This is a genomic window from Arthrobacter sp. P4_H3, from assembly GCF_056400885.1.
Genome location: NZ_JBFUKK010000007.1, coordinates 104,548 through 119,586, shown reverse-complemented (window position 1 = coordinate 119,586; position 15,039 = coordinate 104,548). Strand labels below are relative to the sequence as shown.

Sequence of the window (15,039 nt, the reverse complement as noted above, 5' to 3'; positions counted from 1 at the left end):
CGCCAGCGGGGTTCCCTGAGCGAGCTTGCGAGCTTAGGGAGCTGGTGGGGATCCATCCGGCGTCGGGCCCGTTTTCAGTAACCGGGCCCGACGCTGGTAGGCTGGTCCACGATACCTTGGCGAGGGAGAGCAGTCTCCGTTATCGACTGGGTCTGAATCTCCCTTCTTGAAGGGCCGGCCACGGGCCGCCCGGCGTTGAAGGTCGCAAACAGACCTCCGCCCTTGCTGAACACCGTTTAGATTTCAAGGAGATTTACATGTCTGAGCAGAAGCTCGCAGCAGAAGTACGCACCGAATTCGGCAAGGGCTTCGCCCGCCGCGCACGGATGTCCAACCTGATCCCGGCTGTCATCTACGGCCACGGCGCAGAGCCGATCCACATCACCCTGCCGGCCAAGGCCACCACGCTGGCCGTCCGCGCTGCCAACGCGCTGCTGACCCTGGACATCAACGGCGAACAGCACCTCGCGCTGGTCAAGGACATCCAGCGCAACCCGATCAAGCAGATCATCGAGCACATTGACCTCCTGACCGTCCGCACCGGCGAGAAGGTCACCGTGGACGTTCCCGTCCACCTGACCGGCGAGCTTGCCCCGGGCAACGTCTACAACCAGGAAATGACGGTCGTCTCCCTCGAAGCCGAGGCAACGCACCTGCCCACCTCCGTCGAGGTCAGCATCGAAGGCCGCACCGCCGGCGAGCACATCCACGCCTCCGACCTGGTCCTGCCGAAGGGCTCCGTCCTGCTGGCCGACGCAGAGGCTCTCGTCGTTCACATCTCCGAGGCCACTGAGGTCTCTGAAGAAGAGGCTTCAGCCGACACCACGGCAGGATCCTCGGCCGCCGAGTAGTTCCGAGGAATTCTCCGGTGGCCGGGTCCCTGGCGGGGCCCGGCCACTGCCGTCTTAAAAGCCCTCCAGCACCAACCCCAGCCGCAATGAGGCACGCCCGGCACAACCGGCGCACTGCCTTAGCGGCCGGACCCCGGACCACTCTAGGATTGACGCATGACTGACACCTGGCTGATCGTAGGCCTTGGCAACCCCGGCACCGAATACAGCAACAACCGGCACAACGTCGGCCAGATGGTGCTGGACGAACTGGCGCGCCGGGTAGGGGGCAGCTTCAAAGTGCACAAGGCGCGCGCCCACGTGCTGGAGGGCCGGCTCGGCATCGGCGGACCCCGCGTGGTGCTGGCCAAGCCGATGAGCTACATGAACGTCTCCGGCGGTCCCGTGTCCGCGCTGGCGAAGTTTTACGACATCGATCCCGAGCACGTGGTGGCGGTCCACGACGAGATCGACATTCCCTTTAATACTGTCAAGCTGAAAGTCGGCGGGGGCGAAGGCGGACACAACGGCCTGCGCGACATTTCGAAGGCCCTGGCCACCAAGGACTACCTGCGGGTCCGCGTCGGGGTGGGACGCCCACCGGGCAGGATGGACACTGCAGACTACGTCCTCAAGGACTTCGCCACCGCCGAGAAAAAGGAGCTCCCGTTCCTCCTGGATGACGCCGCGGATGCCGTGGAGACTGTGGTCAAGGACGGATTGACGGCAGCACAGCAGAAATTTCACACTGCAGTTCAGTAACTTTCCCATGCACCCGGCCCTAATGGCGGTAATGTGCGGGTGGGGGACACGCTCCGGTTAGTACCTGGCAATTGGTTAACCAAAGTCAATTAAGTCGCCTAATTGTTTAGTCATATCTGCTATGGTAATTTTCACATTCAAGGTCTTGTTGCCTGGTTTGGCGGCATCGGAAAACTAAAAACCCGACGGCTCAGCCAAGTCGCATCAGCTGGAGCCACGAAGGTAGCGTGATCGATCGTGCTTGCATCACACGGCTCTGAAAATGGGGGGCTGCTGGAGACTGAACGCCGGGGCATGGGCGCCTCCGAGCGTCGCAAGTGGTCGTCCCTGGTGCGGCAGGATCTTCAGTCAACCGTTGTTTCCATCCTCGAGGAAAGCGACCTTCACGGCGTCGTTGTGGTTGGCGCCCAAGGCGTCGGAAAATCCACCTTCACGCGGGCGGTCGAAGCCAAACTGGCGGGAAAGACGCACGTCATCCACCTGCACGGGACGCCGACTGATCCTGCCATTCCGTTCGGCCAGTTGGCGTTTCTGGTGGCCCGGCTACCCGGCCACGCGCTCGATTCACCGGGCGGAATTGTCCACGGTATTTCCCGGCTAATCCGCGAGGATGCCGCCGGACGACCCGTCCTCGTTGTGCTGGAGGACCTGCCGGCGATCGACAGCATGAGCACTGCCGTCCTTATGCACCTCATCCTGAGCGGCGCCGCAAAGCTCATAGTCACCGTCCGGAATGTCACGGACATGCCCGAAGACCTGATCCGGCTCCTCCGCAACAATTCACTGGAGGAAGTGCGGCTCGAGGTTTTCTCCCGTCCGGAAGTGAGCAAATTGCTTGCCGGAGTTTTGGGCCGCCCCGTGACCGCCACAGCCGCCAGCTCGCTCTACGCGGCGAGCGGCGGAAATCCACTGGTGCTGCAGGCCATCGTTATTGAACAATTGCGTGCGGGAAACCTCCACCTGGCCGGGAAAGTCTGGGCGCTCAGGGGGGAAATCAACCTGGCGGAAGCCGACGCCCTGGTGGATCTCGTCCGGTCGAGGCTGGCAAGGGAGTCGCCAAAGGTCAGGGAGGGGCTGGAGTGGCTTGCCTTGATCCGACGCGTGCCGTTGTTTGTCCTCCTGGACGTCCTGGATCCCGCCGTCGTCGCCGACCTGGAAAAGGCCGGCTACCTGCAGGTCGGAGAGACTGGGCGGCGCTGGGTCAGCCTGAAAGACGACTACGTCGGCGAAGTCATCCGGGGCTGGATGGACCTTCCGCGGCGGAAGGAACTGCACCAGCTGGTGGCGAGGGTTGTGGGAGCCACCCCGGCGGAGATGGACGTCGAAGAACTCCTCGGCTACGTGGCCTGGACGCTCGATTGCGGCGAACCCGTGGAGCCGGCCTTCGCGCTGGCCGCGGCTGTCGCGGCAAACCGGCTTTTCGACCCGATGTTCGCCCTGGAAGCCCTGGCCCAGGTCCGCGTTGAAGACCCGCACTGGGCCGAGGCAGCCCAGCAGCGGGCGGCCGCCTACATGACACTGGCGGAGCACGAATCCGCCGTGGCCGTCCTGGAGGAAGTCACCCCCGAACAGCTTTCCGGGCTTCCGGCCGCCGCCTACGCGAACTACATCCTGGATTTCTGCAGTTCGCTGCTCTGGGTCCACGGCGGATACAGCCGGATCGGCGGCATCCTGTCCGCGGCACGGCACGAACTGGCCCGTCGGGAGAGGGCATCAATCGGCAATGAGACAGCAGCCGACTTTGCACGGGCGCATGAGCAAATCAGGCTCGCCGAATTCGAACAGATGGTCCATCAGGGGGACTACGAAGCTGTTGCCGAAGACCTGGAGCGGGCCTACAAGGAAGGCGGCGACCCGCTGTATGTCCTGAACTGCGCCTGCCTGCTGACCATGGCCTGGGCAGTCCTGGGCAGGGAAGCGGACGCAATGGCCCTGGCTGCCGAGATCCAGCAAAGGACGGAGCAGTCCCACGTAGTGCCCGGCATGCTGAGCTGGCGGGCGGAAGGCCTGTTCGCTGCCCTCCTTTGCAGCGGCCAATGGGAGGACTGCGTCAGGATACTCACCGAGGCCCTGGACCAGAAGCCGAAAATCATGCAGTACCTCGGCGGCGCCGCCGAACTCGCACTCGGTGTGGCCTACACCTACGCCGGAAGGGCCGACCTCGCCATTGACACGCTGCTTGGTGCCCAGGCGCAGCTGGAAATCAGGCGGAGCTACTACGGGCCGGCCCTGGCTTGCTCGGCACTTGCCTTCGCCTATGCCCAGGCCGGTGACGTCCAGGAGTCGCGCAATTTCCTGGACCTGGCCGCGCAGGAGGAGCAGCACGTCGCCTGGTTCACTTCGTGGATGACCGACTTCTGCGTCCGGATGGCCCGGCGGTGGCTCAAGGATCCGGGAGCCAAGCAGAAGCTGATCGAGTCGGCCCACGAAGACATTTCCAAAGGGCGGACAACCACTGCCTCCATCAGCCTGTTCGGTGCTACCGTGCATGGAACGGAGGAAGAACTGGCCCTGCTGATCGAAATTTCCTCCCGCCGGCAAGGAAAAATGGCCAGCATCAACCGTCTGGTCGGGGAGGGGAGCAGAAAGAAGGACTCCAAGGTCCTGCTTCAGGCGGCGTCCCTGGCCCAAGAGCTCCACCTCGATGCGGTGGAGTCGCGGTGCGTGGTGCTGGCGCTGGACATTGCCAGGGAGAAGGGAGATTCCCAGTCCGCCCGGGCGGCCCAGCATCGTCTGGACCGGCTCGTGGAGACCCTGCCGGTGCTGCCGCTGATGCCGCATACGGTAGGGCCGGAATTGACCGAAAGGGAGCGGCAGGTTGCCAGGATGGCCAGTCAGGGGTTGAGCAACAAGGAGGTTGCCAACCGGCTGCAGCTTTCCATACGAACTGTGGAAGGCCATCTCTACCAAATCTTCACGAAAATGGGGATTTCATCGAGGAGTGAGCTTGAAGGATCCGCTCAAGTCTGATGGGAAGGCTTCGGCGCGGCCGCGCGCCGGGACCCAGCGTCAGAATGCTGGTGAGCCTTGGATAGACCGGGGTGACATGCTGTCATCGGTGCAGGACGCCCTTGCATCGGATGACTGCTGGGCTGTTTTCATCGTTGGCGACGCCGGGCTGGGAGCGTCCTCGCTGCTGGGGCAATTGAACAACGGAGGAAACGGCCGGACGGCAATCATGACCGTCCACGGGAGCCCCTCACTGGCACCCGTTCCCTATGGGGCGCTGTCCCCGTACCTGTCTGATCTCTCCGTAGAGGATGTCACGTCAAAGGTGGCTGTGCTGCGGGCACTGTGGGCGCACCTCGAAGGTGCCAGGAAGAATCCCGGACCCGCCTTGCTGCTGGTTGATGATGCCCACGATCTCGATACCGCCACGGCCGAGATGATCTCCGAACTGGTCCAGGCAGGATGGGCCAAGCTCGTGGCCACGTGCATTCCGAGGCCCGGCATACCTCAGCCCTTGCTGCGGCTCTGGCACGACGGCACTGCCGAGCGGTTCGATATTGCCCCGCTGACCCTGGACCAGGGGCACCAGCTCTGCGAGGCGCTGCTCGGCGGCAAAGTCCTCAACACCACGTCGCGTGAATTCTGGCAGGAGGCCGGCGGGAACACGCTGCTGCTCAAGACGCTCGTCCGTGAAGCCCAGCGTTCCGGCGACCTGATCCAGCGGAACGGGGTCTGGCTCAACGCCGGTTCCTCGCATGTCCGCACCCTGGAACTCACCGCCGTCGTCAAGGTCCAGCTCATGCGCATCTCGGCGGACGGCCGGGAGGCACTGAACCTCATCGCCCTCGCGGAACCGGTGGACAGGACCCTTGTTGGCGAAATCGCGGGCGAACCGGCCGTCAAGGAACTGCTTGACCAGCGGCTGGTGGTCCAGTCCGTGGACAGCGAACCAACTCTTCGGCTGGTCAGCCCCGTCTACGGCGAAGTGCTGCGCAGGATCGTTCCCGCGGCCCGCAGCCTTCAGCTGCACCGGGAGCTCGTGTCCCGCATGGAAGTCTCCGCGGACAAACCGGAGTCACTGCTCCGCATGGTGTCCTGGTCCCTGGACTGCGGTGCCGAAGTGCCCGGCCGGCTACTCATCCGGGCCGCTGTCCTTGCCTGCAAGCTTTTCCAGAGCGAGACGGCACTTCGCATCGCCTGGGCCGTCCGGGACCCCGAACTGCAGCAGACTGCCCGGGCCGTGATGGCCCGGTCGCATTACAACCTCGGGCACTACGACGAAGCCGCAGCCCTGCTGAACGTTGATGTGGACGCCGGTGGCGGGCTCACGCACATGGTCGTCAACAGCCTCCTGAGATCGGCCACACGGACAGCGCTCGGGCACCCTGCCTCGGAGATCGCGGACGATGCCCGTAGGCTCCGTCAATGGGGCGATGAAGAGGCTGCGGCCAAACCCGCGGACGCACCCGGGATTCTCGCGGCGACGGCACACCGGGCAACCCTGGTGGAACTGATGGCGTCTTCACTGTTGGGCGACTACCGGCAGATGGGTCCTATGCTGGAGGAACTCCTGGAAGCCGGCGTTTCGGCGGCCGAACCCGACGGCGCCCTCACCAGGTCGATGGCGCTGGCACTGCAGGCGGAGCGGCTGTGCGCGCTGGGATACCCGCTGCAGGGGCGCCAGCTCGCCACGGATGCGTTCGGCCAGGCACAGCCTCCCGATAACGACATCTTCTTCCTCCCCGAGTTCATCGTGGTCCGGCTCGTCGCCTGCGACCTCGCTGCCGGGGACTGGGCGGAGGCGCAGGAGCTCCTGGCGGGCTATGCGGATACGTCGTTCGGTTCCGCCATGGTTTCCTTCAGTGGTGCCGCCTATGTCGTGATGGGATACATAGCAGTCCGGCAGGGAAAACTTGCCGACGCCCTGGAGCTGCTGACCACGGGACTCGAAGCCCTTCGTGACAGCGATCCCCAGCAGATGTTCCGGCTTTGCGCCGCCATGGCCTATTACGTCGCGGCCACCCAGGGCCGCAATGCGGAGGCCGACAGGCTGAGGCAGGACTACGAGGCCTGGGGTGAGCGCGGTATCCACCTGATGACGGCCTTTGCCCGCGATTTCCTGGCTGCGGGGGACGAACAGCTGCGCGGCGACGGCAGTGGAATTGCGGCCCTGCACAGGAGCGCGGAGGAGGCTGCCCAACAGGACGCCCGCTACCTGGAACTGAATGCCCTGGCCATGGCGCTGGCGCTTGGCGACACCACCAGGCTGGAACGGCTGGCTGTCGTCGCCGGTGGGGTAGAGGGCCCCTGGGCAGACGCCCTGGCCGCGTACTGTTCCGCACTTTCGGACGGGAGCGCGGAACAGCACCTCCGGGCCGGGGACGCCCTTTATGCGGCTTCTGTCTTCCAACTCGCGTCCGACGCCTACTCAGCCGCCCTGGCATCCTTGGACCGCAGCCGGAACCGGGAACTGGCGGCCATGGCACGCGCCGGCATTGCCCGGTGCAACGAAGAACTGGGCCATGCGGGCAGCGAGGCCCAGCCGGACACCGTGGCACCTATCCTGACCAAGCGTGAGCGGAACATTGTGGGACTGGCAGCCACGGGACTCAGCGACCGCATGATCGCGGACAAGCTGCAGATTTCCGTTCGCACGGTGGAGGGCCACCTGTACAGGTGCTACCTGAAGCTCGGCATCGCCGGACGCGACGAGTTGGCCGCAGCCGCGGGGCTCGCTGACGATGCCGTGACCCCGGCCAACAGATCACCCGGGAAATGAGTACCTGGACCGCCGGGCACTACTCGGCGGTGGTGCCGGGCCGGCGCCGCCTCAGCGACTTGTTAACCATTTCGACGCCGCGAAGGCGTTGATTTGGCCGCTTTGTAGCGGCTTGCGGCCGCCCTCGGTAACCGGACAGGGCGATCGGGGGTACTTGCCTTGCAAGTACAGGTATGAGTAACGGGCAAAATCGAGTACTCACTACTGGTGCCCGCGGGCGTCCCAGCTGGTTAATTTGGGGTACCAGAAATCGCTCATAAATACAGAGGTCTCACTCATGTTGACAGCCGATAATGTGGCCAGTACACACGCCACCAGATCCGCCGGAATGACACGGGGCGCCGCATGGCCTTTGATCGGTCGGAAACAGGCTGTCAGCGACATTACCCGTGCTTTGGCCGAGTCCACCGGGGGAGTCCTGGTGACCGGATCCTCGGGCACCGGGAAGACCTTCCTCACCACCCACGCGCTCAAACAGTTCCGCGACGATTCCCTGGTAGTGACGCTCCGGTGCAGCGCAGCTCTCTCCCGCTCACCCTACGGCGCGCTCAACATGCTGTTGAGCGACCTCGAGCCCGGGTATCTGAACCACCCCGTGCTGGTCCTGTCCGGGCTCATGCGGCTCCTGCGGGAGCGTGCCAGCGGGAAGACCGTCTACCTCTTCGTCGACAATGCCGGCGAAGCTGACGAACTGACGGCCGTGACAATCGCCCAGCTGGCACGAAACCGCGCCGTTCGCCTTGTCCTGACGTGTTCAGACCCGCTGCGGCTCTCGGCGGAGATCTCCGGACTCTGCGACGGCGGGTTCCTCACGCGCGTCAACCTCGAACCGTTGTCCTTCCGCGAGGCTGTCAGTTGGCTGGAGGAAGGCCTCAGCGCCAAGGTCTCGCACTCCGCCGTCCAATCGCTGTGGGCGGCCAGCGACGGCAACCCGCACTATCTGAAGATGCTTGCGATGGAGCTCGCCGATTCGGGTTCCCTGGTTGTGCAGGACGGTGTCTGGGTCCTGACGGCGGAACACCACGTTCACGGACGGGCAATCACTGACCTGATCGCCACCCGGCTGGGGCGCATGGGTGAGGCTGACCGGCGAATCCTGGAAATCCTATCGCTGGCGGAGACGCTGCCCCTGGACACCTTGCTCAAGCTTGTTGATGCCGACGACGTCGACGCCCTCGAGGAGCGCGGGGTTCTCGCGGTCGAGGACTCCCTGCCCCGCCGCGTCAGGATCCAGAGCCAGCTGGTCGCCGATGTGGTGCGGGAAAATGTCCCGCCGGGCCGGAGCAACGATCTCCGCGAAATGGTGCTCTCAGCTGCGGCGCCGTCCCTCCGGACGCCAGCCACGGAACTGCCGTTCGCGGTCTGGGCCCTTGATTGCGGCGCAGTGTTGTCGGCGGACGAGTCCCTCTCTGCGGCACGCCTGGCCAACAGACGCCTGGACGCGCCCCTGGCACTTCGGTTTGTCCGAACTATCAAGGGACACGAGGAGCTGGCCGGGGCGGTCACCGAGGAGGTCACGGCGCTGATGACGCTCGGCGAGGTGGAGGAGGCCCTGGCCGTGGTCCGCCGACATCGCGAGGTGTCCCGGGGGAATCCCGCGCTCGCGGAATGGATCGGGCTTCTCCTGGCGGAAAGCTCGGTGTTCCTCGCCACCCGGGATGCCTGGCAGGAAGCACCTGATTCCCTGGCCCGGGCACGGAAGGTACTTTATGAGGACTCAACAGGTCCGGTCGCCGAAATGTCGGCACCGGACCTCAGGCACATCCGTGAACAGCTGACGCTGGCCGAAGCCGAAGCAGCCAGCTACGCCGGAACCTACCGGGAAATGGCTGCTGGCCTTGCCGAGGCACTGGACAACACTGAATTCCACAGCGCGGAATTCCGGCTCCAGGCAGGCAGCTGGCTCTGTGAAGCCTGGGCCGTGACCGGGCGCCAGTCCGATGCCGCCGAGCTCGCCGAACAGCTGAAGCTGCAGTGCCTGCGGCCGGAAATACCGGTTGCCATCGCGCAGTCGGTGATCTCCCGGCTGCGGTTCGCCTACCTGGTGGCAGGACGATGGGATGAGGCGACGGAGGCGCTGCCCAGCGAGGATTGGCTCCCCTCATCCGTCGTCTACCGGCGGTTCAGCGCCACCGAAGTGCCCGAGGCGATCTCCGCCTGCATGCAGGGCCGCGGACGCGACGGACTGGACCTGCTCGTTCCCGGCATCAGCCAGCTGCGGATCCAGGACAGCGACGGTATCCTCACGCTCGCCTGCGCGGCGGCGGCCTATGCCTCGGCCCTGCAGGGTGAGCGCGAACAGGCACTTGGCTACCTGGCAGAGACAGCCTCCGGCGCCAGGCGGAAAACATGGAAGGTAACCAGGGCGGAGGGGTATTTCACGGCGCTGGCGCGTGCGGAGCTGGACGGTCCGCGGACGGGAATTGCGCAGCTGCTGCGCCTGGCAGACGAGGATCGGGCCACCGGTACGGTGGGGCATGAGCTGCTGTGCCTGAGCTCGGCCGTCAGGCTGGGAGAAACCGCTGCGGCACCGCGGCTGCTGGAAGCTGCAATAAACAGCCAGGGACCCTTTGCGGAACTGTGCGCGCAGTACGCGCGGGGGGTCATATCCGGCGGAGCCGACGAACTCATGGCTGCCGCCAACCTCGCGGCCCGGCTGCACAATGACAGGTTTTCCCTGGACATCGCCGAGTCGGTCCTGAACCTCGACCAGGCACGGCTCGAGCGGAGCCTGATCCGGCAGGCCAAGCATCTGGCGGAAACCTGCCGCCGGAGGTTGCGGACGCCCCAGGACGGCAACCACGACAGGCTCACGCTGACCGCACGCGAACTCCAAATAGCGCAGCTTGCTGCCGCCGGAGCGAGCAACAAGAGCATCGCGGCCCAGCTGCACGTTTCGGTAAGGACGGTTGAGGGCCACCTCTACCAGATCTACGGCAAGCTAAAAATCGAAGAGCGCTTGGAGCTTCCGGTAGCCCTTGGCAGTACAGGAGATGACTAGCCATGACTGAAACCACCCTCACGGCGGAGCGGCTGATCGGGCGCTTCGGTATGGTTGCCTCGGTTGTTGATTGCCTGGTGGACGCCAACGGACCGGGCGCCCTCATCCTTGGCGACGCCGGCATCGGCAAGACGGCGCTCATCAACGAGGTGCTCTTTGAGCTCGGCAGCCGTGTCCGTCCGTTCTACGTCTATGCGGGGCCGTCGCTCTCCGATGTTCCCTACGCAGCCCTTGCACCCTTGCTGACCGCGCTGACACCCGGCCAGACGGACCAGCCCCGCGCCGTGCTCAAGGCGCTCGTGACGGAACTCAATCCGGACGGTCTGAGGGATCAGTCGCAGGCCGTGCTGGTGGTCGAGGACGCGCACCACCTGGATGACAGCAGCGCCGCCGTCATAGCGCAACTGGCTGCGGCGGAAGCCGCCAGGGTGGTTCTGTTGTGCCGGCCGCACCCGTCACCCCCGCCGGAAGTGCTGTCGATGTGGTCGGAAGGCCTGGTGGACCGCTTCGAGCTGCAGCCGCTGACCAAGGACGAGGTCGATGAGCTCTGCACCCGCACACTTGGCTCGCCGCTCGTGCCCAGCGCCAGTGCGGTCCTTTTCAGGTCCTCCGGCGGAAATCCGATGTTCCTGCTGGAACTGCTGGCCCATGCCAGGAGCCGCGGCCACCTGCTGCGGCGCAATGACACCTGGGTGCTCCTGGGCGAGCCCGGTGCGGCCACCGTCCGGCTGATGGACCTGGTCAGGAACCAGATCATGCAGTTGAACCCCGAACAGCGCCAGGCCCTGGAATCAGTAGCACTTGCCGAAGCGATCCCCCTGAACGTCCTGCAGCGCGCCAGCGACAGCCGGGCCGTCGATGAGCTCAAGGAGCTCCAGTTCATCGCGATTTCCGCGGACCCCGCCAGGCACGTCCGCCTGGCGCAACCGCTGATCGGCGAGGTGATCAGGCAGCTCGTGCCGACAGCCCGCAGCGTGACCATCCGGCGGCGGATCGTAGACCTTCTGGACTCGCGGCCGGAGACCCTGGACGGCAGGCTGAGGCACGTCACCTGGGCCCTGGAGTCCGGAGCAACCGTTCCCGACGCCGACATCCTGGAGGCCGCACAGCTGGCGAACCGCCTGTTCATCCCCGAGTACGTGGAACGCGTGGTGGGCGCCATCAGGGAGCCGTCCCTGAAGCTCGCAGCGCAAGTGGAACTTGCCCGCGCCAAGCTGTACGGCCGGGATCCCCTGGGAGCCAGCCTGTGCCTCGAAGGCGTAGTGGAACAAGCCACCGATCTGCGGACAGTCCGGCAGGCTTCCATGCTGGCGGCGCAGCTGGCCGCCGGCCAGCGCAACGGGCCGGAGGCTGTGCTCCGCGCCGCCGATGCTTGGGCGGAAGCTGTCTCCAGGCTGGAAGAGGCCCATCCGGAGTTCGATGCGAAAGAGCTTGAGACGGCACGGCTGGGCAGCAGGCTGCTGGCCCTGGAGGGCTACCAGGCGGCTGGACGCCACGTGGAAGCAGAGCCGGAACTGCAGGATATCTGGGAGTCCACGGACGACGACGAGTCCCGGCTGCTGGCCGGAACCCTGCTGGCGGAGTCGCTGGCACTTACGGGACGTGCCGTTTCGGCACTCCAGGTGGTGATGGTGGTCGAGGACATCCTTGCCGCCAGTGGGGACCGGCGCCTTGAGTACGCCGAGTTCGTGATGCGGCGCTACCTGCTGGCGCTGCTCCATGCCGGGGAACTCGATGTCCTGGATGACTATCTGCAGAACCACATCGCCCAGGCCTCCAACTCGCTGATCTACTTTGGCGGGATGTTGCACCTGGCGGCCGGCAACGCAGACCTGCGGCGGGGCACCATCGGGGCGGCCCTGCCAAAACTGAGCCAGGCCGCCGAAGTGCTGCGCCTCTCCGATGCCGGCGGCGACTTGCCCGATGCCCTCGCGGCCACCGCCTATGCAGCATCCATCCTCAACCGGGCGGACACAGCAAAAGCCAATGCCGACGCCTACGACGCGCTGCTTTCGGACCACCGCCATGCCTCGCTGCTGGGGCGGGCGTACGCCGTGGCGGCACGGGCCGAACGCGTCGGCGTCCAGGCTGCCGCGTCAAAGCTGATGGTCCTCGCCGATGCCGCCGAAGCCTCCGGTTTCCTCAGTTACGAGGTGGAGATCCTTTCCCTGGTGCTCCGGCTGGGCGATTTGTCAGTGGTACCGCGCCTCGCCGCCGCGGCGGAGGGCTGCGAAGGCCGCAGCGCGGAATTTGTGGCGGCGTACTGCCGCGCTCTCGCCGCCAAGGACGTCAACCGGCTTGTGGAAATGAGCGACGCCGCCGCACGGGACGGGCTGGACCTGGCCGCTGCGGAATGCGCTGCCCACGCCCTGCGGATCCTCGAGACCAGGGGAGACAAGCCCCGCCAGTTCGAGGCCCAGAAGCTCGTCAAGCAGCGCAATGCGGCACTCAACAAGACCGGGTCATCGGCCGCTGAGATTCCGCCGGACCTGCACAAGCTGACGCGGCGCGAGCAGGAAATCGCGGCCCTGGTCCAGGCCGGTGCAAGCAACCGTGAGATCGCGCTTCAGCTCGGGCTTTCACTCCGCACTGTGGAAGGGCATCTGTACCGGATGTTCGCGAAACTCGGTATCAGCCACCGGGAAGACCTGGCGATGGTTGCCTATGGTGCCCGGCACGCCGGATTGCCCGGCACCGCGTAGTTACGCCATCTCCAAGCCGACGTCGGACCCACCAAGGACCAGGTGCGCTCCGACGTCGGTTTCCGGCTGCCCGGCAGCACCTGAGCGGCTGCCCGTGGCCGTAGTCGGGCCGCCGGCTACCCCCTGAAATCCGCCCGTCCGCCGAACACGGAGCTTCCACCCATTTCGCGCTGCCCGCAAACGAGTACTGATGCGAGTAGTGGGGGCGGGCCGGGCGCGTACCACCCAGTTCCGGTCAGCGATGCACCCGCAAAGACGGGTAGGGCCCACTCGCGCCCCGGCAGGTGGTTGGTTAATACGCTGTAGCTTGTTGGGCCGCAGGCAACTATTGGGGAAAGAAGTGGGTCTCTAAATGCATCAATCAGCTGACACTTGGCTTTCGGAATTTCATGTGGCAATCCACCTGGAACGATCCTCCAGGGCGACCAGCATCCCGCAGACGGCGGGTACCCCATTCGAGCCGGCGACGATCCGGGCAGCGTCTTCTGAGACCGGGATCTGCCAGTCTTCGTCGCCGGCTTTCTTACAAACGGGACAAATCGAATACCGGGAGGTCGGTTTAGTATGACACCGAACACCAAGCTAAAAACCCATAAGGCGCCGCTGACCCGGGGAGCACGTCCTCCGCTGCTTGAGGATTCCCGGGAATGGCCGGAAAACGGAGCCGGAGCGCCTGAACCGGCGGCGGACGGCGTTGAGACACAGGCCCCCGAGAGCGAAACGGCTGCCCAGGATCTTACGTTCACGTTCGATGTGGCGATTGTCGGGCTCGGCTACGTCGGCCTGCCGACCGCCCTCGCCATCAACGCTTCAGGACGGCGTGTCCTGGGACTGGATGTGTCCGAGAACAGGCTGGCGGTGATCCGGTCCCAGCAGGCGGACCTGCTCGACTCGGACAAGGTCCGCCTCAGCAGCGCCCTCGAGGATCCGTCCTTCATGATCAGCACGGACCTGTCCCTGCTGGCCAGGGCGGCAGCGGTTGTTGTTTGTGTTCCCACCCCGGTGGATCCCTACCTGGTGCCGGATCTCGGGATTCTCCGGGCGGCGTGCGCTTCGGTGGTCGAATTCGCGGTGGCGGGCCAGCTGCTGATGCTGACGTCCACCACGTACGTGGGCTCAACCAGGGACCTCCTGGCCGTTCCGCTGGCTGCCAAGGGCCTTATCCCCGGCAGGGATGTTTTTGTGGCCTTCTCGCCGGAGCGCATCAATCCCGGCGTGGACGCTTTCTCACACGAAGACGTACCGCGGGTGGTGGGCGGAGTCACGCCGGCCTGCGGCGAAGCCGCAGAGGCGCTGCTCCAGGCCAGCACCAAGCTGGTGCACGTGGTGCCGTCCGCAGACGTGGCAGAGATGACCAAGCTCGTCGAAAACACCTTCCGGGCGGTGAACATCGCCCTGGCCAACGAGTTCGCGGATATTTGCCACGGGCTGGGCATGGAGGTCATGGACGTGATTGATGCGGCCTCGACCAAGCCCTACGGCTTTATGCCGTTCACCCCCGGCCCGGGCGTCGGCGGCCACTGCATCCCCTGCGACCCGCACTACCTGCTCTGGCAGCTGCGGAAAGCCAGGGTCACGGCTCCCGTCATCGAACACGCCATGGCCGGCATCGCCGGACGGCCCCACCAGGTGGTGGAAAAGGCGCGCCGGATCCTGTCGGACCGGAACCACGGCATCTCCGGCGCCCGCGTCCTGGTGCTTGGCGTGGCCTACAAGCCCGACGTCGAGGACCTGCGCGAATCCCCGGCACTGGAAATCATCGCCGCAATGATCGCCGATGGCGCAGACGTCGCGTATCACGATCCGTGGTGCCCCACCGCTCCGGACGGCCAGGGCGGTGCACTGGAGTCCTTGGAGGATCCGTCGGTTTGGGACGCGGACCTGGTGATCCTTCACACGAGGCACGCCGCGATGGATATCGACTGGCTGCGTGAGGCGCCCGCCGTCCTTGACACCACCTACCGGCTCCCCGCCGGCACAAACGTCACCCGGTTGTGATTCCAGCGGCTTCGCTGG

Annotated in this window: 7 protein-coding genes; all 7 read left to right on the top strand. The window is 65.4% G+C overall.

Annotated features, from left to right (window positions below; translation table 11 throughout):
- Positions 1-257: 257 nt before the first annotated feature.
- Positions 258-851 carry a 50S ribosomal protein L25/general stress protein Ctc gene (locus tag AC1DRE_RS11790; protein ID WP_364120133.1) on the top strand — a complete coding sequence of 198 codons (594 nt, stop codon included), beginning with the start codon at positions 258-260 and terminating at the stop codon, positions 849-851.
- A 156-nt stretch (positions 852-1,007) separates the two neighbouring features.
- Positions 1,008-1,592 carry an aminoacyl-tRNA hydrolase gene (gene pth / locus AC1DRE_RS11785; RefSeq protein ID WP_476984813.1) on the top strand — a complete coding sequence of 195 codons (585 nt, stop codon included), beginning with the start codon at positions 1,008-1,010 and terminating at the stop codon, positions 1,590-1,592.
- A 237-nt stretch (positions 1,593-1,829) separates the two neighbouring features.
- Entirely contained in the window at positions 1,830-4,562 is a 2,733-nt protein-coding gene (locus tag AC1DRE_RS11780; RefSeq protein WP_476984812.1) for a helix-turn-helix transcriptional regulator, read from the top strand.
- Positions 4,563-4,638: 76 nt separating this feature from the next.
- Positions 4,639-7,320, top strand: a complete 2,682-nt coding sequence (locus AC1DRE_RS11775; protein ID WP_476984811.1) for a helix-turn-helix transcriptional regulator — start codon at positions 4,639-4,641, stop codon at positions 7,318-7,320.
- Between the two features lie 277 nt (positions 7,321-7,597).
- Positions 7,598-10,321, top strand: a complete 2,724-nt coding sequence (locus AC1DRE_RS11770) for a helix-turn-helix transcriptional regulator (protein ID WP_476984810.1) — start codon at positions 7,598-7,600, stop codon at positions 10,319-10,321.
- Between the two features lie 2 nt (positions 10,322-10,323).
- Positions 10,324-13,023 (top strand): helix-turn-helix transcriptional regulator, encoded by a 2,700-nt coding sequence (locus AC1DRE_RS11765; protein ID WP_476984809.1) that lies wholly within the window; start codon positions 10,324-10,326, stop codon positions 13,021-13,023.
- 564 nt (positions 13,024-13,587) lie between these two features.
- Entirely contained in the window at positions 13,588-15,021 is a 1,434-nt protein-coding gene (locus AC1DRE_RS11760) for a nucleotide sugar dehydrogenase (protein ID WP_476984808.1), read from the top strand.
- Positions 15,022-15,039 lie beyond the last annotated feature (18 nt).